This window comes from Gynuella sp. (assembly GCF_050297175.1).
Classification (GTDB): Bacteria; Pseudomonadota; Gammaproteobacteria; order Pseudomonadales; family Natronospirillaceae; genus Gynuella.
Genome location: NZ_JBNKSF010000035.1, coordinates 182,801 through 209,320 on the forward strand (window position 1 = coordinate 182,801; position 26,520 = coordinate 209,320).

The window sequence follows — 26,520 nt, forward strand, 5'->3', positions numbered from 1 at the left end:
TCAAGGGTGTAAAAGATATGGAAAAGATTGCGATACTGGGCATTGGCTGCCTGTTCCCGGGCAACACCGACAAGGATGCATTCTGGCAGAGCCTACTTGAAAACCAGACATTAACCGGCACCGACAGTTATGCAGACCGGATCATCGAACGGGGTCAACTCAAACCTTATCAGGGCGATTTTGACGATTGTCATATCGACCCGACAGAACTGAATACACTGGGCGAAATATACAAATGGAATCTCGCCGTAGCCCGTGACGCTCTGAAAGACTGTGGTTATTTGAATAACCAAAACGTACTGCAAAAAACCGGTATGGTGATGGGTACACTGAGCATGCCGGTGAAAGAAGATGCCGATATGATTGCAGACATCATATCTGCCAGCACCCGCATCCAAATGGAAGGCCTGGTTGAAAACAGCCACATCCCCTTAGCGCTGAGCAGTAAATCCGGCGTCATCGATCCAACTCCCGGTTTCTCTGACAGCGATCCACCGAGCGTGACAGCCAAAGCACTTGGGCTTGGCGGTCCGGTGTTTTCCTTTAACGCCGCCTGCGCCACACCTTTGTACAGTTTTAAACTGGCATCCTATTACCTGCAGAATCGACTTGCCGATGTCATGATTGCCGGCTCCCATTGTTATAACGAGCTGGTCATTGGCAATTGCGGTTTATTCGATCTACTCGGGGTATTGTGTGAAAACGGCGAAAGTCGCCCTCTCGATAAATCATCAAAAGGATTGATTGCCGGTTCCGGGGCCGGGGCTTTTGTGTTGAAACGGCTGGATGATGCAATCCGTGATAACGATCCTATTCTTGCAGTCGTCGAGTCTATCGGCTGGTCAAATGACGGAGGCAGCAAAGCCATCCTTGCGCCCTCCAGAGAAGGCCAGACCTGGGCTTTTCAGGACGCCTATCGCGACGGTGTTACGAATGACATAGATTATATCGAGTGTCACGCGACTGGAACACGAGCTGGCGACCTGGAAGAACTGGAATCCATCGCCGCTTTTTTTAACAGCGATCCTCCCCTGATCGGTGCGACCAAAGGCACAACAGGTCACTTCTTTACCGGTTCCGCCAATGCATCAATCACCAAAATCATTCTGGCCATGAAACACGGGATCATACCGGCTGCATTACGCATCGATGATCCGGTTATTCCAGGCAGCGGTACTTTGACCGCCCAGCATTATGTGCGCAGCAACACTCCATGGCCAGCAAAAGAGCGTGCCAAAAGAGCCGGCGTTAACGCTTTTGGCTTTGGTGGCATTAATGCCCATTTGGTACTGCGGGAGTTTATTCCTGCTGAGCACAACCACACCACCGGTCATGAACCTCCCGAACCGCAGAGACTGGCCATCACTGGCCTGGGACTCCGGGTCGGGTCAATCACATCGACTAAAGCGTTTTTTTATGCCCTGGCCGCTGGTCGGCCGGCCTTTACCCCGGTAGATGAAAAACGTTGGCGCAGCCTGGAACAAGATTCAGGCTTTTTACAACAGATCAATTTTACCGAGCTTCCAAAAGGTGCTTATGTCAATGAATTCGATTTTGATTTCTTAAAATTTAAACTGCCCCCTAAAGACAACCCCTATCTTATAAGACGTGATTTGTTATTGCTTGATGTGGCAGCTCAGGCACTGGAAAGTGCGCAAATAGACGTTGGTCAAGAACCGCGAACAGCTGTCATTGTCAACTGTACCCATGATTTTTCGGACTGTCATTTTATGGGTGTGGAAGAAAACCGCGCAGATCTTCTCCATGCCCTGGACCAGGGCACACCCGCATTGACCGAGGCCCAGAAAAATGAGTTTCTGCGCGTACTTCGCGAGATAGAGCTCGATCGTGAAACGCCCAATACGGTACCGGGTATCATCCCCAATATCAGAGCCAATCGCATTTCTGCCCACTGGAAATTTCAGGGTCCGTCTTTCATCGTCATAGACCGCGAAAATGGTTTTACCAGAGCAACAGAGTTAGCACGCTTTCTATTGGCTGAAAAAACAATGGATGCAGTGGTCATTGGCACCGTGGATTTTGCCGGCGAACTCGAACACCTCTATGTGCAAAAATCGAGAGGCAATTTGCCGCGCATGTTGAACTCGGGCGTTGGCGAAGGGGCCACTGCTGTCGTTTTAAGACGGCCAGAAGACGCGATAAAACGCGGTGATAAAATCTATGCATTTATTGATGGCATGGCAACCACATCCGGAACCCGCTTTGCAGATGCCCATAGTGCCGAACAGGCGGCTGAAGACTGCCTGCAACAGGCTGTTTCGGAAGCGGATATTGGCAACGGGGAAATTGGCTACCTGGAAGCACCCCTGCATTATTCACCCGACAGTGCAAAACGGGTTGAGCAGCACTATACATCACAACACCCGGAGCTGATCTCCTCGACAGATTTTGAGACTGGCAGTCTCGATCAGATCACCGGTTACACCTTTACATTATCGATGCCACTGGCATTGATCAAGAATGCTCTACAGCTTTTTTATCGGGTTAAATTTCCGGCCAATAATACAACAACGCTGAGACCCTGGATTTCAGGAGGACAAAAACGAGTCGCAGCGATGAGTGCATTCCGTGATGATGGCAACATGTCCCACCTGCTACTGTCGGAAGCACCGGTAGCAACCATGAGCCATCAACACCGGCTGGGGAATTTCAACCGCTATTTACTCACAGTCACCGGGATTGATGAACAAACCATCCACGACGGACTGACACGACTGCACAAACAACTGTCTGATAGCCAAACCATTCCTGCCTATGGCGACTCAGAAAAACAGCAACTGACTGAGGAAATGGCTTCAAAGAATACAGCTATCGCCGTTTTATGCGGCAACAGTTACCAACAGTTTATCTCTGAAATTGAACAGCTTAAGGCACAGCTTCCGGTTATCTTTCAAACCCGTCAGGACTGGCAATCCAAAGCTGGAAGCTATTTTTCGCCTGCACCGTTCGGCCCCAAAGTTAAAAGTGCCTGGATGAGCCCTCCGGGGCGGATGATCAATCACCAATTCAGTTGCGACCTTTTATACCACTTTCCGTTTTTACGGAAGATCAGCGAGGCCACCGCCGAATTAATGGACACGGAAGCCGGCGACAAAACCCAGTTCACCCGATCAGTACTGAACAGCTCTTTCAGAGACTATTTCTTTGAATTTGAACTATCGAAAATGACTGTGTCGGTTCTGAAGTCCATGTCTCTGAAACCCGATCTCATCATTGGCGCCAGCGTGGGTGAACTGGTGCTGCCAAATGCCCTGGACGGTTTTGTCGTTGATGCACCAAAGTCATCAATCCTGATTAGTGAGCTGCCGTTTCTGTCACAGCTCGACAGTTATACCCACATGCTTAAGCAACCATCGAGCCTGGAACGTTATTTCCATGAACCAATGACCAAATGGGAAAGCTGGTATGTGAAAGCACCACTCGAACAGGTACAGGCGCAAGTTGATCAACATCACAAGGTATTTATCAGCATCATTGGCTCGCCGAAAGATGTCATCATTGCCGGCGAAAGTGCAAGCTGCCAACAAGTAATAGAACAGATCGACGGTTTCGCGTTGCCACTGGATGAAGACGCCTTTGTTCACACCCCTGTGGCGGAACAATTCCGTGATCAGATCCTGGCGATGGAAGCTGACTCAAACATCAAGGTCAACCCAGATAATGATTTTGACATTTTCAACAGTTTTGATGGTCAGCCCCTGGGGCCAAAACCTGCAGACTTTCAAAGCTACTTTGCTAACATTCTGACGCGTCGGGTGGATTTTAGACAGGTCACCGAAAATGCCTATCAAAACGGTGCCCGTATTTTTATCAACGTCGGTACTAATGAGTTATGCGCTCGTTGGGCAAGTGAAACGCTTAAAAACAAAGATGCACTGGTGCTTTCATTTACGGTTAATAACGAACCACTCGAAAAATCTCTGTTCAAGATGGCGGCAGCGCTGATTTCACACAAGCAAGAGATTAACTTCGGGGAATTTTTCGCTGATACTCCCGTCACCCATCAACCGACACTGATACGCAAAATCACGACCGGTCTGCCACCGTATGGCAAAGCTTTTTGGTCACCCGAAAATCGCCAGCGTATCCTGCACACCGGCGCATCGTTGTCTCCCAAGGCCACCCCCACAACGACTCTGCCACCAGCCGAGAAGCCGCCGGTTCAGGACGAATTCTCCCCCGGTTATCCAATCACCCACACCCGCCAGCCAACGCCGCCAGCCTCCGAACAATTGGCTTTTAAAAGCAGCCGGTCAGCAAGCGAATACCCGGATACCCTGGAGCGATTTATCACTACCGCACTGGTGCAGAATGCCGAAGCCAGTCTGCTGTATCAAAAATCTGAGGCAAGTCTGTTGGCGATCTTCAAACAGACAGTACTGAATGAAACCTCTACGGCACCCGCTGGCAAAACACCGCAATTTTATCTGTGGGATTACGAGCAAATTGTCGAGATGACTGATGGCAGCATGTCGAAGGTACTCGGCCCACTGTATGAACCAGTAGATGCTTATCCCGTTCGGGCGCGCATGCCGTCACCACCATTTTTGTTTGTTACGCGGGTGCTCAACACCAATGTGGAATTTGGTCGTTATCAGCCTTGTCAAATCGAGTTTGAGTTCGACTTGAACCATGACAACCTTTTTCGCATCGGTGATGAAATGGCATCCATTGTGTTTACGGAATCTGGTCAGATCGGCATTTTTCTGGTTGGGCTAATCGGCATAGATATCACCTCGAACGGAAAATTGCGTTATCGGGTTGCGGATACCATGACCACCTTCATCGACCGGCCGCCCAAAATCGGTGAGACCATGCGCGGTGTTTATAAAATCACGTCATTTGCGCGTAATGGAGACACTACCCTGCTGTTTTCAGATTTCGATTGTTACCATGAAGACAGGCTATTCCTGCGGATCAAGTCTGTCGGCGGATTCTTCACCAAAGAGGACATAGAAAATTCCAAAGGCCTCGCACCCGGCGTAAGCAACCCATCCAGATCCAGATCCCGGTCCAAACTGCCGTGTTACACCAGTGAGAAGTCAGCATTTACAGACACCGATATGACGTCTTTCTATACCGGAAACCTGGTGGGCTGTTTTGGCAATTCATCCTTCTCGATACCCGCATTCAGCCAGGCGCTCCCCAATCCGGCAACCTGGATGCTGGACCGAATTCTGACCAGTCGTTTTGAAGGCGGTCAGTACGGCCTTGGCGAAATTATTGCGGAAAAGGATCTACCGACAGATCACTGGGCGTTTGATGCTCACTTTAAAAATGATTCTGTCTTTCCAGGCAGCATGATGATTCTGGGTATCAATCAGCTGTTTTTATTTCTCGCAATTCACTCAGGGCTTTACCCCAAATACCAACATCTGGCTCTTCAGACCGTCTACCATCAGGAAGTGAAAACATCCTTCAGAGGACAGATCAAACGCATGCCTTCGACCATCAAATATCATATGCATATTAAGGACGTCGAAGACAATGACGGTTTCACCCTAACGGTGGACACCGACATCATCTGCAACGGCAAAATCATTTTGCGAGCCGAAAACTACACTTTAACCTCGGGCCAATGCGAGTAACCATTCATGAATATCAGAGAAGCAAAAAAAAAACCTTTGCGAAAGCAGCAACCCTGTTCTGGACAGGTTATCCCAATCAGCTCATTGCTGATCAGGATGAACAAACGGTTCTAACCGAAAATATCGAACCGTTGTTCGTCATCGATAAAAAGGGCGAGTTGGTACTTGCCAATGGCGGTACTGTTTCAACCACTGAGAGTACCGACAGTCAGCCATGTCAGGGAATGATTCCTGCTGTCCATGCTGAAGACCTCGGTGACACCGACTTCAAACGCTGTTATGACACTCACTTGGCCTACATGGGTGGAGCCATGGCCAATGGAATTTCCAGCGCGGCGATGGTCATTGCGCTGACACGGGCCGGCGCTCTGGGGTCTTATGGGTCCGGTGGTGTGTCAATGACCACTATCGAAGAGTCGATCAAAGACATTCAACAGGCGATAGGAGACAAACCGTTTGCGGTTAATCTGCTACATCAGCCAGGCCGTCCGGACAATGAGCTAGCACTGGTAGAGCTGCTATTAAAATACGGTGTCGTGGCTCTTGAGGCTTCGGCATTTCTGACACTATCACCAGCCATTATTTATTATCGCCTGTCTGGACTGAGCACTTCGCCAGAGGGTACGACAAGGGTCAAAAACAGGATCATTGCCAAAATATCTCGACCAGAACTGGCAACCCTGTTTATGCAGCCGGCAGATCCCAAAATCGTTGCCGAACTGCTCGCCAGCGGTCGTATCAGCCACGAACAGGCGCAACTGGCAAAACATGTTCCGGTAGCCGATGACATCACCGTTGAAGCAGACTCCGGCGGTCATACCGACAACCGGCCGATGATTGCTCTACTACCGGCCATTATTGCATTACGAGACCGGTTGCAGACACAGTACGGCTATCAGCAAACGATCCGCATTGGCGCCGGTGGCGGAATCAGCACTCCACAAGCAGCCCTGGCGGCTTTTCAAATGGGTGCCGCCTACATTGTTACAGGTTCAATCAATCAGGCTTGTGTGGAATCAGGTACCAGCCAACGGGTCCGCCAGTTGCTGGCACAAGCAGATATGGCTGATGTGGTTATGGCACCCAGTGCCGACATGTTTGAAATGGGGGTCAAGGTGCAGGTGCTCAAGAAAGGCACCATGTTTCCGATGAATGCCCAGAAGCTATATGAACTGTATCGGACTTATACCTCCCTCGATGCCATTCCGGCAGACGAACGATTAAAGCTGGAGAAACGGATCCTTCGCAAAACCTGTGATGAGGTGTGGGATGATGTACAGGTGTTTTTTGGCCGCCTTGACCCCCAACAGTTACAGAAAGCAGCTCTGGATCCAAAACATAAAATGGCGTTGATCTTCCGCTGGTACCTTGGCAAATCCTCCGGCTGGGCAATCGGTAATGTTCCCGACCGCAATATGGATATGCAAATATGGTGTGGCCCCGCCATGGGTGCATTTAATGCCTGGGTCAAAGACAGTTACCTCGAGTTACCCGAAAATCGCCAGGTTGCCGATGTCGCCCGACATATTGTCGATGGTGCGGCCTATCTTTATCGGATAAACCTGTTAAGGCAGACAGGTTTTAAAATGACCAACATCCGCGAAAACTACGTTCCACAACCACGTTAAGGACTCATAATGCAGGAAAACCTTGTTCAGACCGCACCTCACTCAGAATGGTGGATGGATTCGGTGTTTTATCATATTTACCCGCTAGGATTTTGTGACGCTCCAGAGGCCAATAACTTTACCGACACGCCAGTCCATCGCATCGAAAAAGTGTATGAGTGGCTGGATCATTTACAGGAACTGGGTATCACCGCAATTTATTTTGGCCCTCTTTTCGAATCCAGTTATCACGGCTACGACACCGCTGATTTTTTTCAGATTGATCGGCGTCTGGGAGATTTCGAATCCTTGGCTGCGTTGTTCCGGGAAATGCATAAGCGTCATATCAAAGTGGTTCTGGATGGTGTCTTCAATCATGTCGGGCGTGATTTCTGGGCATTTCAGGATCTACAAAAAAACCTGCAAAATTCCGCTTATAAAGACTGGTTTGTGAATGTCGACTTTTCTGGAACGAGTCCCTACGGTGATTCGTTTTGCTACGAAGGCTGGGAAGGACACTATAATCTGGTCAAGCTTAATCTGCACAACGACGCTGTCTGTGAGCATCTGTTCACGGCAATTAAAACCTGGGTTGATAAGCTGGATATTGATGGCCTCAGGCTTGATGTGGCCTATTGCCTGGATAAGCAGTTTCTGAAAAAAATCCGTCACTTCGCTACCACATTGAAAACAGATTTTTGGCTAATGGGTGAAATGATTCATGGTGATTACAATCAATGGGTCAATCAGGACATGCTTCATTCCGGCACCAATTATGAGTGTTTCAAAGGACTGTATTCCAGCCACAATGACATTAACTATTTTGAAATAGCGTATTCTCTGAATCGTTTATTCGGCAGCGAGGGCATTTACAAAGAGCTCTCCCTGTTTAATTTTGTCGACAACCATGATGTCAATCGAGTCGCATCGTTGTTGAAAAAGACCGAACATCTGTATCCTTTATATTGTCTGTTGTTCACCATTCCCGGAATACCGTCCATTTATTATGGCAGCGAATGGGGGATATATGGAGAAAAGACCGATAACAGCGATGCCGCGTTGCGACCTAACCTGGATTTAAATTTCATCCGGGAAAATGCCCGGAATAAAGACCTGAGTCAGACCATTGGCACTCTGGCCGCCATCCGAAAATCATCACAAGCGCTAAAACGCGGGGATTATTTGCAACTGACACTCACGCATGAACAGTTTTCATTCCGGCGAAATTTCTTTGGAGATGAAATGGTGGTATTGGTGAACAGTGCCGCACATGCAGCTGGATTCGATATTTCCCTACCCGATCACAGCAGTCGCCAATATGTAGATCTGCTGAACGGCGGTGATGTCTTTCAGGCCGATAACGGTCGCCTTCATGTCCCTGAAGTCCATCCCCATTGGTGCAGAATTCTGCACGCCCGTGATTGATTCGTTGCTTCCAGATTGGGTTATCAAGCCGGTCATACGATAACCGGCTTATACGGAGACAGGCATTAACGCAATTGACTGTCCTTGCTGCCACGACGATTAAAGGTCGTTGCCGAAGTCTGCTGGTTCTCAAGCTCCGCCTGACACGCCACACAATAACGAATTCCGGGCATGGCCTTACGCCGCGCTTCTGGTATTTCACAATCGCATTCTTCACAATGCGTCAGACTTTCACCCTGATGCAAACGACTGCGAGCCAGATTGACTGCGTCTTCAACACTGGCATCAATCTGGTCCTGAACTGCTCCGTCTTTCGCCCAACCAACCGCCATTATTCTCTCCCGTCTATTTCCGCCAGACTTGGTATTACGGTATCGGAATATGCGACACGTTACAGACCCTCTTCATCTTCATCATCCAGCACTTCCAGTTTTAACTCCCCGAATCCCGAACTGATCGGTTCTGCCGTTTTTTCCTCACTTTCCGGCGATTGGTTTTGTTCGCTCGCAAGTTTGATTTTCAACCGCAGGTTATTGGGCGAATCGGCGTTGGCCAGTGCTTCGGTCAGGTTGATTTTACCTTCTTGATAAAGCTTGAAAATAGCCGCATCGAATGTCTGCATTCCAAGATTTGCGGATTTTTCCATGATTTCTTTAATGTCTTCCAGCCGGGCTTTCAGAATCAATTCCTGAATGGTTTTAGTGCCCAGCAATACTTCGACAGCCGCGCAACGCTTGCCATCCACGGTGGGAATCAACCGCTGTGACACAATCGCACGAATGTTCTGAGACAACCCCAGCAGCAACTGCGGCCGGCGCTCCTCCGGAAACATATTGATGATACGCTCCAGCGCCTGATTAGCATTATTAGCATGCAAAGTAGAAATGGCGAGATGACCGGTTTCGGCAAACTCCAGGGCATGTTCCATGGTTTCCCGATCACGAATCTCACCAATCAGAATCACGTCCGGTGCCTGTCGCAACGTGTTTTTCAAGGCGTTACGAAAACTACGGGTATCAACACCCACTTCACGTTGATTGATGATGCTTTTTTTGTGTTTGTGGACAAACTCAACCGGGTCCTCAATGGTAATGATATGACCGCCAGAGTTGGAGTTTCGATGATCGATCAATGCCGCCAGAGAAGTGGATTTGCCAGACCCGGTTCCACCGACAAACAACACCAGTCCGCGTTTGGTCATTACCACATCCTTGAGTACTACAGGCAATCCCAAATGATCGAAACGGGGAATTTCGGTATTGATATTCCGGGCAACGATAGACACTTCATTACGCTGTTTAAAAATATTAATACGAAAACGGCCAATGCCTGAGATGGAGATAGCCAGATTCATTTCCAGTTCCTGGGCAAATTCCCGGCGCTGTTCTTCATCCATGATCTGATTGGCAATATTTTCAATTTCACCTGGTTTCAGGGATGTCTGTGAGACCGGCTTCAGGGAACCCTGAAACTTCGCACAGGGTGGCGCGCCAGTACTCAAATACAGATCAGATCCGTCTTTTGTCGCCAACAACTTCAAATACTGGTCAATAGGTGTGGCCATAAATGAATCCTACACATTCGCTTAAAATATCAGTTTAGTCTATGTCATAGCCCGTATCGATCAGTGAAAAGACGGACTCTTACTGTGATACAACCGGTGTTCACCATCCACTTAAAGTGTGTATGGATATTGTCTGGCAACTCGTACAGACAGGGGTTCTACATCTTATTTCTCATTGTGTGTAGCACCCGGGCTAATCGGTAGGGAAATATAAAAAGTACTACCATGTCCAATGCTACTATTGACCCGAATATCACCCTGATGGTTTTTGACAATACTGTAAGAGACCGATAGACCCAGTCCAGTCCCCTCGCCTACCGAGCGAGTAGTAAAAAAAGGATCAAAAATCCGCAATAGATCTCTCTCAGCAATACCAACACCGTCATCACTTATCTCAACCCATACAAAGTCACCTTCATGGCCGGTACGAATGGTAATTTTCCCACTGTCCAGAATTGCCTGCGCTGCGTTAATCAGCAGGTTCATGAACACCTGATTCAGTTGTGAAGGAATACAGTGAATCTTCGGCAATGGTCCAAATTGCCGGTCAATCTCCACTTTCTGTTTCAGGCTGCTATCCAACACATTCAAAGTGCTATCAATGCATTTGTTTAAATCGGCCAGTTGCCATTCGGAGCTTCCCACTTTGGAAAAATCCCGCAGGTTTGAAACGATGTGCCGAACCCGTTCAATACCTTCGAGGGATTCATACAGCAGTTTAGGCGCATCTTCATTGATGAAATCAAAGCCGATGGACTTCTCCACGGCACTGACCCTTTCTCTGGCTGGGCTGTCGTCAGCGATACAGTCATCCAGTACCTCTTTATGCGTGGAAATCAATTGCAACAGATCAGTGACATAGTTTTTCAGGGTTTTGATATTGGACTTGACGTATCCCACTGGATTATTGATTTCGTGGGCAACCCCAGCGGCCAGCACACCAACCGCTGACATTTTCTCCGCCTGCCATATCTGCATCTGTGCCTCCTGAAGTCGCTTGTAAAGCGACTCAAGTGCTTTCAGCTGTTCTTTGGCTTCCAGTTCCATAGTTTTACGGCGGGTAATATCCTCAATGATGAACCAGACATAATGACGATGGTCAGCCCCCACAATTCGTACACCAAAAGCCTGTACCGGCACATGTTTGCCATCCTCACGATTCATGCCCAGCTCAATGGCCCCATAACGCCCCTCAGTTTCCAGGGCTTTACGCATGGCAGCCACTTCCGTGGCAAATTCTGTTGCAATACAGGACCACATATCGGTGTTCTTTAACGTCGCTTCGGAGCTGTCCAACAGTTGCTGATAAGCGTGATTGTATTCAAGATGACGCCCTTCCATATCGACCAGTGCAATACCGAGGGGAGAGTGCTCGAACAGGGCACTGAGTTTGGCATCTGCGGCAGCTTCGGATAGCTTACGGGCAGTAATATCCAGAGCGACACCAATCACCGCGGGCATGCCCTCGAATTCCATGGCACGACCGTGAACCTCCAGATCTATAAATCGGCCATCGTGCCGAACTCCAACAAAGCAATAACGCATTTCCGGTACGTCACCTTCGGAGCGGCGGCGAACATTCTCAATCACCTTATCGCGGTCTTGCGGAGCGATAAATTCCAGAACGGGAACTTTATCAATAATTTCATCAGGAGATTGAAAACCAAAAATCCGTGCGAACTCCTGATTCACGTAACGGAAAAAACCATTCTGAATCAGGTAAATACCTGCCAGGGATTGTTCCAGCAGCGCAAGATGCCACTCACCCGACATCTGTATGTCAACAGCTTCTCTTGGGGTACCTGATTTTGGTGTTTCATTTCGATCACTCATGCTCTACCCCGGCACAGTCATAGAACAGCAACTGTATCGACCAATACACCATCTGATTAAACTCCTCAGGCAACATAAGTTAAATTTTTGTTTGCAGCAGTGCATAGGCCACTGGTACAACGCTGATGTTTATGATGTACACCCATTAACTATAGATGAGTTTGACCGGGTTACCATGGTTAAACGGCTATTCGATTGAGCAGTATTTGGTACATACAGGCGTCTGGGAGCCTGAACCGATAGCGGCAGCACGACATTTATAGTCACTGCATTTTTGGATAGCCGCCGATTTAACGATTGATCAGTGTTCCTGGCTGTCGTTGTTACACAAACCAACATTTATTGACATATCATAACCGCGGGCGACTCGGCGTTAAGCGTGCCCCCCGGATCATCACTACCGGATAATACTTAACCCGGTAACCGCTCCAGTTGGGGCAGATTTTCTAGATCACTGTCCCAATCGGCTTTACTGGAGACAAAAATATGCGCATTGGGCGTCATCGCCAACTCACCATTCAGACTGCCAGCCGGAACCACCAGCAGCTTGCCCTCCATATGCAAATTGGGCAGAGCCGAGCCACAATCGGTACAGAAACTTTTTACATGTTGTGTGGGAAAAAGGTTGAACGTCTTGACCTTATCCTCACCGACGATCCATTTCAAACAAGCCGATGACGAAAACAGATTAGCGGAATGTGCAGAACCAGTATCTTTACGACAATGCTCACAGTGGCACAAATAAAACTGATCAAACTCCCCTTCAATTTCAAACCGGACCTTGCCGCATAAACAGGAACCATAGTATTTGTTTTTCATATTATCCTCAGGTTGGTCACTGGATCTTCATCATAAAATATTAGCAGGCTTATTAATGATATGTCGATGGAACTGCAGATCGTGGTAGGCGCTGGGAAATGAAGCAATATTCTATGGCAGGGCATTGCGGCGATCCGGCTCATTCATGCCAGATCGCCACGTACTCATCAAGCGATGGAGAGATAAACCCCAACCATGGCGATGGCACCACCAGCCACGCGACTAAGAAGATCATGACGGGTTTTGTGAATCAACAAACCACTGGCAATGCCGGCCAGATGAAGCAGCGCTGTGGCCGCGACAAAACCGCTAACATAGGATATAGCGCCTGCGGTCATAGGCATTTCCGCACCATGAGCATGGCCGTGGAACAAGGCAAACACACCCACCAGCGCCGCACTGACCAGTACCGGCAAACGAAAGGCACCTGCGATCAGAACGCCCAACAGCAGCACTGAAACCGCAATTCCCTGTTCAACCCATGGCAACGCCACACCGGTAAATCCGAGTACCCCACCGGCGATCATGACCAACACGAATGAACATGGCACCGCCCAGATTGCCCGGCCTCCCATTTGTGCCGCCCATAACCCTACCGCCAACATTGCCAGCAGATGGTCAAGCCCGCCCAGCGGATGGCCAAACCCGTGACTCAGTCCACTGGCGGTGGATACTCCGGTATGTGCGGACGCAAATACCGGCAATGCCAGCAGCAGAGTTGTCATGACCGTTTTCAATGTGAATTTCATGTTCGTTATCCTCGTTCATACGACTGCGGTAACCGGTGGCAAAACCTTCGGTTCCAGCATGCCTTCAGTAATTATAAATTCGATGATCTGTTCCAGACCTTCGGCTTTTTTCAGATTGGAAAATACAAATGGACGGTTTCCTCGCATCAGATGGGCATCATGATCCATCACAGTCAGCGATGCCCCCACCATCGGTGCGAGATCGGTTTTATTAATGACCAGAAGATCTGAGCGGGTGATACCCGGCCCTCCCTTGCGTGGAATTTTATCGCCGGCGGAAACATCGATGACATAAATCGTCAAATCCGATAACTCCGGGCTGAATGTCGCGCTGAGATTATCCCCACCACTCTCAACAAATACAACATCCAGATCAGGGTGCCTTTTTGCCAGTTCATCAATGGCGGCGAGATTCATGGAGGCATCTTCCCGAATGGCCGTATGTGGACAGCCACCGGTTTCCACACCGATGATACGGTCAGCCGAAAGAGCCTGATGGTGGGTCAGAAACTGAGCATCTTCCTGAGTGTAAATATCGTTGGTCACCACGGCAATATTGTAGTGTTCGCGCATGGCACTGCACAGGGAGCGTAACAGTGCAGTTTTGCCGGATCCTACCGGCCCACCAACCCCCACACGTAAAGTTTGTTTATTCATATGCTTGCTTCCTATGATCGAAATAAACGGCTGTATTGCACTTCGTGCCGGGCGCTGGCAATGGCCAGGGCTGGCAAGGATGATCCTATTTCTGTCGCTGATATCTGTTCTGATTGTGTCACTGCGGCGGCGATCAACGGTTGCAGTTGCAGCAGCAGTTGCTGCGCCTGGGACTGCCCAAGCGGCACCAGTTTGGTGGCAGCAACCACTTGGTTTTCCAGCCAGGACCAGCTCATCCCGAGCGCCGCTGTCGGCCAGTCAATCTGCCAGTACACCGCCACCCAGGCATAGAGGGTGATAAATGTGACTGTCTCGCATGTGTCCGGCAAGGGAATCTGTAATTGTTTCAACAAGCGTACCAGCGCTTCGCCGGTCGCGGTATCCATGAGCCGCAGTTCAGCGCTCTCACGACTGGCCAGTAACAACTCGCCGGTCTGTTGCCAGGCTTTCAGATCAGACCGTTGTGCAGCTTCCATGGCCAGCCGCAATACCGGCAGCTCCAACGCTGGAAGGGCATATGCGAGCTGTTGCGACAACCACTCGCGGGTATCGTTCTGATTACCAATCCAGCCCAGTTCCACCGCGCTTTCCAGCCCCTGGGAAAAAGCAAATGCGCCTACCGGCAGGCCGGCACTATTCAGTTGCAACAGTCGCAACAGTCGCAACAGCCCGGTATCAGTGAGCGTGATGGCCATGGTAGGCTCCGTTTTCCGGCATGAATACCGCACGTTCGCGACACACCTGCAACCCTTGTTGTATCAGCATGGCTTCGAGCACATGATCGGGGGGCATGCGCAGCCAGCGCTCTCCCACCTGTACTTTGACATGACGATTACCCAGGTGATAGCAGGCTCTGGCAAAGGTGCCCCAGTCTTCGCACGTTGCCCGGACAAGGGTTTCTTCAGCTCCTTGAATCTGCACAATGCGACCACAACGACTTTTCAGATATTCTCCAACCAATAACGGACGCCCGCGTTCCTGCATGATCAGATGTACTTCTTCGCCACCCTCGGTGTGCAGGCGCTGACGGTTTTTGTGCCGTTGTTCATGCGTCAGTATCACGGTCGCCGTTACCGGTTCATGGCAGTGCAGTCCTAATCGTTCGTGTATTTCCAACATGATGAATTCCTCAAAACAGACAGTATCGCTGCGCCAGTGGCAGCTCGGTGGCCGGTTCACAGGTCAGTAGTTCACCATCGGCCCTCACTTCATAGGTTTGCGGGTCCACACTGATATCCGGCAACCAATCATTCAGGCGCATATCCTGTTTACTCAGGTTGCGGGTACCACGACAGGCGACCAGCGAACGGCGCAGACCAAGCGCCTGAGCAAGGTTATTTTGCATGGCAGCTGCCGCGACAAAAGTAACGGATGTGGCCGCTGACGCTGCACCAAAGCCACCAAACATCATGCGATAGTGAACCGGTTGCGGAGTAGGAATGGAGGCATTGGGATCCCCCATCGGAGCCGCCGCGATCATGCCGCCTTTGATGATCAGTGATGGTTTAATGCCGAAAAACGCTGGCTTCCAGAGCACCAGATCAGCAAGTTTACCGACCTCAATGGAACCTACTTCATGAGCAATACCATGGGTAATGGCCGGGTTGATGGTGTATTTGGCGATATAGCGTCTAACCCGGAAATTATCCGCTCCCAGGGTCTGATCCTCAGGCAGCAGGCCGAACTGACTCTTCATTTTATGGGCAGTCTGCCAGGTCCGGGTGATTACCTCACCAACCCGTCCCATGGCCTGTGAATCCGAAGCAATCATACTGAACGCACCACGATCATGAAGAATGTCTTCAGCGGCAATGGTTTCCTTGCGTATACGCGAATCGGCAAATGCGACATCTTCCGGAATACTGCTGTCGAGATGATGACAGACCATCAGCATGTCGAGATGTTCATCCACGGTATTGCCGGTGTAGGGTCGGGTGGGATTGGTGGAGGAGGGCAAAACATTGGCATGAGCACAGGCACGGATAATGTCCGGCGCATGACCACCGCCGGCGCCTTCAGTGTGATAGGTATGAATGACCCGCTGCTTAAATGCGGCAAGCGTATCATCCACAAAACCGGACTCATTCAGAGTGTCAGTATGTATCGCTACCTGCACATCATATTGTTCGGCCACACTCAGACAATTATCGATGGAGGCCGGCGTGGTCCCCCAGTCTTCATGCAGTTTCAAACCGCAGGCCCCAGCCTGCAACTGCGCAACCAAAGCGTCCGGCAAACTGGCGTTGCCTTTACCGAGGAAGCCAAAATTCATGGGCAGATCATCGGTGGCCTGCATCATTTTGCCAAGATACCAGGGTCCGGGGGTACAGGTGGTTGCATTGGTGCCCGTAGCCGGACCAGTACCACCACCAATCATGGTGGTCACCCCGGACATTAATGCCTCTTCCACTTGTTGAGGGCAAATAAAGTGAATATGGGCATCCACCGCCCCAGCCGTCAGGATCGACCCCTCACCGGCCACCACTTCGGTACCGGGACCAATGATCAGGTCCACCGCGTCCTGAATATCCGGATTACCGGCTTTGCCGATGCCAGCAATACGCCCCTGTTTGATACCAACATCAGCCTTAACGATGCCCCAGTGATCAATAATAACGGCGTTGGTGATGACTAGATCCATGGTGTCATCATCCAATCGCTGGCTTTGCCCCATACCATCACGAATCACCTTACCGCCACCGAATTTCACTTCGTCGCCGTAGTGAGTAAAATCCTTTTCGATTTCTATCCATAACCCGGTATCGGCCAAGCGCATCCGATCGCCGACGGTTGGCCCGAACATTTGTGCATAACTTTGTCTGTCTATGGTTCGGCTCATGACGATGCTCCACCGTCAAGTGCACCCATAATCTGTGCGCGGAAACCAAATACTCTGCGGCTGCCGGCATAGGGCACCAACTCCACTTCACGCCCCTGCCCAGGTTCAAAACGAACTGCCGTGCCAGACGGAATATTCAAGTGGAAACCACGGGTCCGGTCGCGCTCAAAACGCAGTCCTGGATTGGTTTCATAAAAGTGGTAATGGGAACCGACCTGGATCGGCCGGTCAGCCGTATTTTCGACATACACCGTGACGGTCTGGCGTTGTTCATTCAGAACAATGTCATCGCCTCTCGTCTGTATTTCACCCGGAATCATATGATCTCCTCAAACAATCGGTTCATGGACGGTAACGAGCTTGGTGCCATCAGCGAACGTGGCCTCGACCTGCACCTCTGCAATCATCTCCGCGACCCCTTCCATAACCTGATCCGCTGTCAGCAGTGTCTTGCCATAACCCATAAGCTCGGCCACCGTGCGGCCATCGCGGGCTCCTTCAACAATCTCCATGGTCAGATACGCCACCGCTTCGGGGTAGTTGAGTTTCAAGCCGCGCTTCAGTCGCCGTTCGGCCAGTAACGCGGCAGTGAATACCAATAGCTTGTCTTTCTCTCTGGGAAGTAGTTCCATTCAACACCTCATCAAGTCAGGTTGCCCAAATTCTGGGCATACAGGCGTCACGACCGGTCAATAGCGGCCGGATATGACACCATAGTTGGGTCAGCAGCCGGCGCGCCCTTTCGGTACTCCAGCCGCAAAATCGAATACTGAGAAAATCGCCACAGCGGCTAATGGCGGCCAAATCCGCATCATTTATTTGAGTGCAGCAATGTCGCAGTTGCTGCATAACGGCATCATCGATATCGTCCGCAAAAGGTCCGGCCAGCATCAGTGCATATACTGGCGCGCCACGAAATCCGACATTGGCGTCCAACAGAGGCAAGGTCTGATCATTGATCAGTAGACGTTCATTAATGACCAGCCTGGAAGACTGATAAATACGCAAACGCTGATCCAGTTCACCGCTGTCAAAGGATTGTTTATTAGCTGGCAAACCAAAGCTGATGATGTCCCACAGCAAACAACGAGCACCGGCTTGAAGATGGACTTCGGTATTTAAATGTACCCGTGCCGCCGGGAATAAGATGGTTTCCAACGGCAACCATTCCAGGATGGCACCGTCCGCTACCTGGACGGATATATGCTGCCGCTGCAGGGAGGCATCATCACGAGCGCGATAGACCCGGCCAGCACCCGGCGTGGTCAGCAATGCCTGAGCCTCAGTATCAAGAGCAACATAAACATGCAATCGATCGCCGGATACCAGGCCACCAGGTGGATGTAGTAAATAGATATGGGCGCACTCCTGTCCTTCCGGATAGAAAGGTTTTTGCACATACAGCGGACCGCGATGTTCGTTTCGGAGCAAACGGGTACCGCGCCCGGTGGCCGTCAGCTGCAGGCGAATATCCGCTTCCCAACGGCCAGTCGTGGATATAGGCGATACCTCAATACGTTGATTCAAGCACCCTCCTATACCGCCAGATGCTGGCGTATCAGTTCGTCGCTCAGGTTTTCCATGTGGTCACTGGCGACAATGCGTCCCTTTTCCATGAGGTGAAATTGCTTGCCAACACGACGGGCAAAACCCAGTTTCTGTTCCACCAGAATAACTGTCAGGCCATCTTCTTCATTCAGCCGCAAAATGACATCGCCGATCTGTTGCACGATGTTGGGCTGGATTCCTTCATTCGGTTCATCGAGTATCAATACCGATGGTTCAATGACCAGCGCCCGGCCGATGGCCAGTTGTTGCTGCTGACCACCGGAAAGATCACCACCACGGCGATGCAGCATATCTGCCAGCACGGGAAACAATTCGAAAATCCGTTCGGGAATGTGTTTCCGTTTGTCTTTGCGTATTGGCAAGCCGATGCGTAGATTTTCTTCCACTGTCAGCAGGGGGAAGATTTCCCGTCCCTGTGGGACATAACCAATGCCTGCTGGTGCTCTTTTTTCTGCCGGGCGATGATGTAACGGCTGATCATTGACACGAATTTCTCCACCGCTGACCGGCAGTAACCCCATCAGACACTTCAGCAGTGTGGTTTTGCCAACCCCATTGCGCCCCATGATGCAGGCACACGATCCCTGCGTAATAGTGAGATCAACCCCCCACAGAATCTGACTGCCACCATAGTGCTGGGTCACCTGTTTAAGTTCGATCATGCACTTTCTCCAAGATAAACATCGATGACATCCGGATTATTCTGCACCTCATCCATGCTGCCTTCGGCCAATACCGAGCCCTGATGCAAAACGGTCACAGTTCGGGCGATGCTACGGACAAATTCCATATCATGCTCGACTACCACGACCGTGTGCTGACCAGCCAGCGAGGTCAGTAGTTCGGCGGTACGGTCGGTTTCCTGCGCGGTCATGCCGGCAACCGGCTCATCGATCAGCAATAACCGTGGTTCTGCCACCAGCAGCATGCCGATTTCCAGCCACTGCTTCTGGCCATGAGACAGTGCCCCAGCCAGCATATGTCGGTGTTGCTGCAGGCCGATGATTTCCATCACCTCATCGATGCGTTCTCGTTGTCTGGCTGACAAGTGCGCCACCAATGCCGGCAAAATGCCTTTATGAGTGTTCAGCGCCAGCTCAAGGTTGTCAGACACGGTATGTGCCTCAAACACGGTAGGCTTTTGAAACTTTCGACCAATGCCGAGCCGGGCAATATCCGCCTCGCGCTTTTCCAGTAGATTATGGGTCTGGCCAAACCAGACCGAACCACTGTCACAGCGGGTTTTACCGGTCATAACATCCATCAGTGTGGTCTTGCCAGCGCCGTTGGCACCGATCAGACAGCGCAGCTCCCCATCGTTGATATACAGGTTCAGATTGTTCAGGGCTTTAAAGCCATCGAAGCTGACGCTCAAATCTTCAATGTAGAGAATGACCTGATGGGAAACATCAACATTAATCTGCCGGGGTGCCAAAAACGGCCAAACCTGATCCCGTCGCAATATACTCATGGCTCTGACCTCTGACCAAGTGAATAAGACGACAACTTTCCGGTGGTGGCGCGGAGTTGTGCTGTGAGTCCGACCAGACCTTTGGGTAGAAACAGTGTCACCAGAACAAACAGACCACCCAGGGCAAATAACCAGGCATCGGGCAGCAATGCGGTAAAACGGGTCTTGGCGTAGTTGATCAACAACGCGCCGATAACTGCACCGACCAACGTACCGCGACCACCAACGGCTACCCAGATTACGATCTCAATGGAATTGATAGGTGCAAACTCACCAGGATTAATGATGCCAACCTGAGGCACATACAAAGCACCGGCCACAGCCGCAACCACAGCGGAATACACGAACAGCCAGACCTTGTAACGTTCGGTCTGGTATCCGAGAAACCGGGCCCTGGCCTCACCATCACGGATGGCGATGATGACCTTGCCAAAACGTGAACGCAGAATTGCCTGACTCAACCACAGAGCGATGATCAATAACACCGCAGACAGCAGTAGCAACACCACGCGCGTGGTATCGGCTTGTAAGTTGAAACCGAGGAGATCCTTAAAATCAGTCAGACCGTTATTACCGCCAAACCCCATTTCGTTGCGAAAAAAACTCAGCATAAAGGCATACGTCAACGCCTGGGTCATGATGGACAGATAGACACCCGTCACCCGGGAACGAAACGCCAGCCAGCCAAACAGAAACGCCAGACCACCCGGTATCAGCATCACCATCAACAGTGCAAACCAGAAGTGATCCATGCCAAGCCAGTACCATGGCAGCTCCTTCCAGTTCAGAAATACCATGAAATCCGGCAACAGGGCATTGCCATAAACACCACGGTCACCGATCTGACGCATCAGATACATGCCCATGGCATAACCGCCAAGGGCAAAAAAGACACCATGACCAAGACTCAGGATACCGCAGTAACCCCAGACCACATCAACAGCCAGTGCCAGCATGGCATAGCACAGATATTTACCAAGTAATGTAACGGTGTAGGTACTCACATGCAGTGCTGAAGATTCCGGCAACAACAGATTTCCCAGCGCTGCCAGCAGTGCCATAGCAAATACCGCCACAACAACCGGCCAGGTCGCAGTGGCCCTGGCTTCATGCTGACGCCATAAACTGAACCGACTCATTCAGCAGCCCTCCCTTTTTGCGGAAACAATCCCTTCGGCCGTTTCTGGATAAACAAAATGATGAATACCAATACCAGAATACTTGCGAGTACCGCACCGGTGACCGGCTCCAGAAATTTATTGGCAATTCCAAGCGTAAACGCCGCAACCAATGTACCTAACAAATTGCCCACACCACCAAACACCACCACCATGAAGGAATCAATGATGTAACTCTGTCCCAGGTTGGGACCAACATTGGTCAACTGGCTCAGGGCCACACCCGCAATGCCAGCGATACCAGAGCCCAAGCCAAACGTCAGGGCGTCCACCCGCTCGGTATGCACACCCATGGCCCTGGCCATATCGCGATTCTGTGACACAGCCCGGACATTCAGACCCAATGAGGTTTTTTTCAGAATCAGCAACAGTAAAGCAAACACCAGCAATGCAAATACGAAGATGTATAGCCGGTTCAGGGTCAGGGATAACACCGGATTGAGTTCGATTGAACCACTCATCCATGAGGGTGTGGACACTTGCCGATTCAAGGGTGAAAAAACCGTCCGTACCAGCTGCTGCAAAATCAGACTAACCCCAAAGGTCGCCAATAAGGTTTCTAGCGGCCGACCATGCAAAAATCGAATAATGCCTCGTTCGATCAATATACCGGTCATACCCGATACCAAAAAAGCAGCCGGCACAGCGACCCATAGTGAATAGTCAATGGCATTGGGCATCAGCAGTTGTACGACATAGGTGGTGTAAGCCCCCAGCATTATCATTTCGCCGTGCGCCATGTTGATCACCCCCATGACCCCAAATGTGATGGCCAGCCCGATGGCCGCCAGCAATAGCACCGACCCGAGACTGAGACCAAAAAACAGCTGATCCAACCGACCATACCAGGCCACGCGTTGCTCGATATTAGCCACCGCCCGTTTTGCCGCGATCTGGACGTTTGGCTTGGTATCATCCTTGGCCAATCGGTTCAAAGCGTTGCGAACATCGGCTTCAAGACTGTTGCCAAGCTGACCAATGGCCGCCACTCTGTCATTATCATCCTGAGCGGATTCAGCATTATATAAGGCGATAGCAGTCGTCATGATCGCTTTAACCTGTTGGTCCTGCTCGCTCGGATACAGTGAGCGAATAGTGGCAATGGTGTCGCGATCCAATTCGGACAACAGTGACCGAACCGCGCTGTAACGCAGATCCGGTTGACGGGCATTGAGTTGCAACCGGGCAATGATCTGTCGTAGCTGACCGCGCAGAGTGTTATTTACTCTGACTTTTTTAATTTGTTGCTTAGATAACGAATCGATGCTGCGGCCGGTGAGCATTTCTCGATATTGATTGGCCCCATTAACGGGAGTCACCGAAACCAGCCTATGGTCAGACTTCCGGTAATAGAGGTCACCCGCCAGCATGGTACGAAATAACGGCAATAATACTTCTCCGCCTTCGACTTCCAGCTGTTCAAGAATAGGTGCCATATCTTTTAAGCGTGCTTCTGTCAGTTGCTGCAGTAACCGGTCAACAGCGGTCTGTTGGTTCTGCGCCCAAGCCGGCCATGCCTGACAGATACACAGGACACAAAAAAACATTAGTTTTTTCACCCTACACTCCAGCGTATTGATATTTAAATGGATTAATAATTACGGCAGTGACGAATACCGGCGATCCACACAACCATGGACCACCGGTTCAGATACCTATCTTATGAGCCGTAGTTTTGCCCGGAGCAGGTTTTTGTCTGGGTGTTGTAATTGCCGCACTTGATGGGAGCAGTCCAGTCAGAAATCAGATCTTTCGAACCGGGCAAAAAGTCTGACCAGGCATCGCCAGCCACCAGACCATCGGTTTCCCAGACCACTTCAAACTGGCCGTCATCCTGTATTTCACCGATTAATACCGGTTTGCTCAAATGGTGATTTTTGTTCATGACCGCCATGCCGCCAGTCAGATTGGGCGTCTGTATACCAATCATGGCCTGCTCAACGTTATCGACATCGGTGCTGCCAGCTTTCTCAACGGCTTTCACCCACATATTGAAACCGATATAGGTGGCTTCCATCGGGTCATTGGTGACTCTGGCGTCATTGTGAATAAACTGATGCCACTGTTTGATGAATGCCTGGTTTTCGGGTGTGTCCACACTTTCAAAATAGTTCCAGGCAGCCAGGTGGCCAACCAGTGGTGTGGTATCAATACCGGACAACTCCTCCTCCCCAACAGAAAATGCGACAACGGGAATATCTTCCGCAGAAACGCCCTGGTTACCGAGTTCTTTATAGAAAGGTACGTTGGCATCACCATTGATCGTGGAAACCACTGCAGTCTTTTTGCCTTCGTTACCGAACTTTTTGATATCAGAAACGATGGACTGCCAGTCAGAGTGCCCAAAAGGGGTGTAGTTGATCATGATATCGGTATCTGCGACGCCTTTGGCTTTGAGGTAGGCTTCCAGAATTTTGTTGGTCGTGCGTGGATACACGTAATCGGTTCCTGCCAGTACCCAGCGTTTGACGCCGAGATCGTTCATCAGGTAATCCACTGCGGGAATAGCTTGTTGGTTCGGTGCAGCACCGGTGTAAAACACATTTTTGGAGGACTCTTCGCCTTCATACTGCACCGGATAAAACAGTAGTCCGTTCAGCTCCTCGATCACGGGCAGAACAGATTTGCGGGAAACGGATGTCCAGCAGCCAAAAATGACGTCAACTTGGTCCTTGGTCAATAATTCCCGGGTTTTTTCCGCAAACAACGGCCAATTGGAGGCTGGATCAACCACTACGGCTTCCAGTTTTTTACCCAACAGCCCGCCTTTTTTGTTTTGCTCGTCCACCATCATCAGAACGGTGTCTTTCAAAGTGGTTTCACTAATGGCCATTGTTCCCGACAGCGAATGCAATACGCCTACTTTAATGGTATCAGCCGCCAATGCACTCATGGTCAACAAACCAGCCGTCACACCGAGTGCCAGCCCTTTCAATAATTTAACAGGTTTCATGATTCCCGGTTCCCCCAGAATTTGGTTAATGCGTAAGACAACAATGAAACAAAGCGTTCCAGAGCATTATTCAGTGGGAAGCATCGTTTAGGTATGCGCTGATTGACTCATAAACCTACGTCATTTGACGTATTAGTGAGATGTTGAAAATGAGTAATCCTCGTTTCAGGCCGTGTACAGTACGAATGCCATGTACGAGCCTATAGAAGTATTGTGACAGGGGCTTAGGGGTTGTATTCATTTTACTTCACCAGCCGTATCAACAGGGTTAACTGTCGGTCGATTAAGCAAAAAAAAGCAGCCATCGGGCTGCTTTTTTACATGAAAATTGATTATTTCAAGGTTGGATAATCATTTTCAGAACCGAAGTCCCAGACTTTGCTACTCCACCCCTTATATATTGGCAATTCACAACGATTGTCACCGCTTTTTTTCGGGCACTTCAGCTCAGCACTAGTAGCCCCTTCTCCTTTGGCACTTTTTTTCAGACCTGTGGTATTGGTATCCCAGTAACTGCCGGTAACATTTACCTGTTCCCAGGAAAGTTCACCGTCCAGGGCTTCACCAACCAATCCACCGATATTGGTCTGCCCAATTACCGGACCGGTTGCGTATGTATTGGAAATATCAAAATAAGCCTCATAACTGTACAGCTTTGTAACACCGATCAACCCTCCAACCTGGTCGTTACCGTGGACACCCGCCCGGGCATAAGCATCACTAATCGACATCCCGGCATATCCAGATACTGCGTAACCAATGAGACCGCCCACCGTTTGCTGACCTTGGGTGTATCCCCTTGCAGATACAGAAGACACTCCAACATAGGCATAATCACCCGCTTCCAATTGGCCAATGAGACCACCGGCGTTCTCCTCTCTGCCGATCACTATACCGTTTGCCTTGCTACTCGAAATTGTCAAAGTGTTTTCAAAACCATTACCAATGGCTCTGCCGACCAGACCACCAACATCAGTGTCTCCGCTAATGATAACGTCTGCCTGACTCTCTGCCAGATGGACCGCAGAGCTGATACCCGGACCACCACTATTATCGCTGGCCAGATTACCTACTAGGCCACCCACTTTTGAATTTCCACTCGCCTGGCCAGTGACGTGATTATCTGTCAGATTCACCCTTGTCTGAGCATCAACAGAACCAGTACCAGCACCGCTATAGCCCACCATCCCTCCGGTGTAATCTGCTCCTATAACCAAAATCTTCGAGACGTTGTTAAATAACTGTACCTGTGCGCCCGAGCTGGCAAGGAGATACCCTACCAATCCTCCCACATACGTTTCACCAGAAACCACACCATTGACCGTACACCCTGACAGAGTTACGTCTTCATTTTCATAGGCGTTTTCAATAGCCCCGACAATTCCACCCACTTTATTATTGCCAAACACAATGACTCGCTGCAGTTCCAGGTTAATAACGCCTGCTCCCTTGTATGGCTGACTGCTGATCACACCAAACAAACCAACGTGATCTTCTTCCACGCGATCGATAAACAGATTACTGATGGTATGACCATTACCATTAAACACTGCGGCAAATGGATCGAGTTCGCTACCGATGGGCTCCCAGCCATAACCGTCATTCCAGAAGTCCCCTTCGCCATATAGTAGGCCAGCGCCGTTGCTACCAAAGTCGAGATCACTGACCAGCTCATAGCCAATACAACCTGAGACCGGACAACCGTTATCGATACTATTACCATCAGCATCTATGAAGCTACTGCCAATGAGATTGTAACGAATCTGATTAAGCTCTTCGATCGTGGAGATCTCGATCAGGCCGTTGTCATTGATATCCACATCAGCAAGATTAACTGCTTCGGTCAGGGGGGCCAACAGCAAAGAACTTAACAACACAGCCATCCCAGGTAATTGTTTTATGAGAATATTTATCAGAGTAGATTTCATGTTTACTTTCCTTGCTTTATTTATGATTAAATACGAGCTGTTTGAGCCATCCTTCGACTGCATTTTCTGAATTTGGCTGGTTAAAAAACCAAATAGTATTCTGTAACTCTTTTATTTTTATTCCTCCATTAGTGTTAAAGTTCGATTAATTACCAGTGGATTATCTTATTACCCGACACTCACATCTGCCAAATATCTTCGTTGCCTATGTCGGTCACTATCATAACCACCATGATTTTCATCATGCTTTCATTCTTTTCCGGCTACCATTATTTATAATTCACCAATCCCAATTACATCCTATAGAGCAGTACTGCAT

The 26,520-nt window shown here is 50.0% G+C and carries 21 protein-coding genes; 3 read left to right on the forward strand and 18 right to left on the reverse strand.

The annotated features are described in order from the left end of the window. The first annotated feature begins 17 nt into the window (after positions 1-17). From ACQY6I_RS13925 to ACQY6I_RS13935, 3 genes are read left to right on the forward strand one after another with little or no spacing between them, the layout of a single operon-like run. Positions 18-5,609, forward strand: coding sequence for a beta-ketoacyl synthase N-terminal-like domain-containing protein (locus ACQY6I_RS13925; protein WP_428242098.1), 5,592 nt, complete (start codon positions 18-20; stop codon positions 5,607-5,609). Then, a complete protein-coding gene (locus ACQY6I_RS13930) occupies positions 5,600-7,237 on the forward strand; it encodes a PfaD family polyunsaturated fatty acid/polyketide biosynthesis protein (RefSeq protein ID WP_428242099.1) in 1,638 nt (545 codons plus the stop codon). Before ACQY6I_RS13925 ends, ACQY6I_RS13930 begins: the two co-directional genes overlap by 10 nt. A 9-nt stretch (positions 7,238-7,246) precedes the next feature. Then, positions 7,247-8,641: an alpha-amylase family glycosyl hydrolase gene (locus tag ACQY6I_RS13935; RefSeq protein ID WP_428242100.1), complete on the forward strand. Its 1,395-nt coding sequence runs from the start codon at positions 7,247-7,249 to the stop codon at positions 8,639-8,641. A gap of 65 nt (positions 8,642-8,706) precedes the next feature. Here ACQY6I_RS13935 and ACQY6I_RS13940 read toward each other — a convergent pair whose 3' ends face one another. The 18 genes from ACQY6I_RS13940 to ACQY6I_RS14025 form a co-directional block, all read right to left on the reverse strand. Continuing rightward, a complete protein-coding gene (locus ACQY6I_RS13940) occupies positions 8,707-8,973 on the reverse strand; it encodes a DksA/TraR family C4-type zinc finger protein (RefSeq protein ID WP_428242101.1) in 267 nt (88 codons plus the stop codon). A 59-nt stretch (positions 8,974-9,032) separates the two neighbouring features. Further along, complete coding sequence (locus tag ACQY6I_RS13945; RefSeq protein ID WP_428242102.1) at positions 9,033-10,205, reverse strand: PilT/PilU family type 4a pilus ATPase; 1,173 nt, start codon at positions 10,203-10,205, stop codon at positions 9,033-9,035. 165 nt (positions 10,206-10,370) lie between these two features. Beyond that, positions 10,371-12,038 carry a PAS domain S-box protein gene (locus ACQY6I_RS13950; protein ID WP_428242103.1) on the reverse strand — a complete coding sequence of 556 codons (1,668 nt, stop codon included), beginning with the start codon at positions 12,036-12,038 and terminating at the stop codon, positions 10,371-10,373. Between the two features lie 411 nt (positions 12,039-12,449). Further along, positions 12,450-12,857, reverse strand: coding sequence for a GFA family protein (locus tag ACQY6I_RS13955; RefSeq protein ID WP_428242104.1), 408 nt, complete (start codon positions 12,855-12,857; stop codon positions 12,450-12,452). A 167-nt stretch (positions 12,858-13,024) separates the two neighbouring features. Then, entirely contained in the window at positions 13,025-13,606 is a 582-nt protein-coding gene (locus tag ACQY6I_RS13960) for a HupE/UreJ family protein (RefSeq protein ID WP_428242105.1), read from the reverse strand. Between the two features lie 15 nt (positions 13,607-13,621). Then, positions 13,622-14,263, reverse strand: a complete 642-nt coding sequence (gene ureG / locus ACQY6I_RS13965) for an urease accessory protein UreG (protein WP_428242106.1) — start codon at positions 14,261-14,263, stop codon at positions 13,622-13,624. Positions 14,264-14,274: 11 nt separating this feature from the next. Then, positions 14,275-14,958, reverse strand: a complete 684-nt coding sequence (locus tag ACQY6I_RS13970) for an urease accessory protein UreF (protein ID WP_428242107.1) — start codon at positions 14,956-14,958, stop codon at positions 14,275-14,277. Further along, positions 14,939-15,382: an urease accessory protein UreE gene (locus ACQY6I_RS13975; protein ID WP_428242108.1), complete on the reverse strand. Its 444-nt coding sequence runs from the start codon at positions 15,380-15,382 to the stop codon at positions 14,939-14,941. Before ACQY6I_RS13975 ends, ACQY6I_RS13970 begins: the two co-directional genes overlap by 20 nt. A 10-nt stretch (positions 15,383-15,392) precedes the next feature. Next, the gene (gene ureC / locus ACQY6I_RS13980) at positions 15,393-17,102 is read right to left on the reverse strand and encodes an urease subunit alpha (protein ID WP_428242109.1); all 1,710 of its coding nucleotides are present in this window, start codon (positions 17,100-17,102) and stop codon (positions 15,393-15,395) included. Next, on the reverse strand, positions 17,099-17,422 hold the full coding sequence (locus tag ACQY6I_RS13985; RefSeq protein WP_428242110.1) for an urease subunit beta: 324 nt from the start codon (positions 17,420-17,422) through the stop codon (positions 17,099-17,101). Before ACQY6I_RS13985 ends, ureC begins: the two co-directional genes overlap by 4 nt. A gap of 9 nt (positions 17,423-17,431) precedes the next feature. After that, positions 17,432-17,734, reverse strand: a complete 303-nt coding sequence (locus ACQY6I_RS13990; protein WP_428242111.1) for an urease subunit gamma — start codon at positions 17,732-17,734, stop codon at positions 17,432-17,434. A gap of 16 nt (positions 17,735-17,750) precedes the next feature. After that, positions 17,751-18,629: an urease accessory protein UreD gene (locus tag ACQY6I_RS13995; RefSeq protein WP_428242112.1), complete on the reverse strand. Its 879-nt coding sequence runs from the start codon at positions 18,627-18,629 to the stop codon at positions 17,751-17,753. An 8-nt stretch (positions 18,630-18,637) separates the two neighbouring features. Continuing rightward, positions 18,638-19,333 carry an urea ABC transporter ATP-binding subunit UrtE gene (urtE, locus tag ACQY6I_RS14000; RefSeq protein WP_428242113.1) on the reverse strand — a complete coding sequence of 232 codons (696 nt, stop codon included), beginning with the start codon at positions 19,331-19,333 and terminating at the stop codon, positions 18,638-18,640. Next, the gene (urtD, locus tag ACQY6I_RS14005) at positions 19,330-20,142 is read right to left on the reverse strand and encodes an urea ABC transporter ATP-binding protein UrtD (protein ID WP_428242114.1); all 813 of its coding nucleotides are present in this window, start codon (positions 20,140-20,142) and stop codon (positions 19,330-19,332) included. Before urtD ends, urtE begins: the two co-directional genes overlap by 4 nt. Further along, complete coding sequence (gene urtC / locus ACQY6I_RS14010) at positions 20,139-21,281, reverse strand: urea ABC transporter permease subunit UrtC (protein ID WP_428242115.1); 1,143 nt, start codon at positions 21,279-21,281, stop codon at positions 20,139-20,141. The genes urtD and urtC overlap by 4 nt, the downstream gene beginning before the upstream one ends. Next, a complete protein-coding gene (gene urtB / locus ACQY6I_RS14015) occupies positions 21,278-22,867 on the reverse strand; it encodes an urea ABC transporter permease subunit UrtB (RefSeq protein WP_428242402.1) in 1,590 nt (529 codons plus the stop codon). Before urtB ends, urtC begins: the two co-directional genes overlap by 4 nt. Positions 22,868-22,980: 113 nt before the next feature. Next, entirely contained in the window at positions 22,981-24,273 is a 1,293-nt protein-coding gene (gene urtA, locus ACQY6I_RS14020) for an urea ABC transporter substrate-binding protein (RefSeq protein ID WP_428242116.1), read from the reverse strand. A gap of 332 nt (positions 24,274-24,605) precedes the next feature. After that, the gene (locus tag ACQY6I_RS14025; protein ID WP_428242117.1) at positions 24,606-26,201 is read right to left on the reverse strand and encodes a hypothetical protein; all 1,596 of its coding nucleotides are present in this window, start codon (positions 26,199-26,201) and stop codon (positions 24,606-24,608) included. Positions 26,202-26,520: the final 319 nt, after the last annotated feature.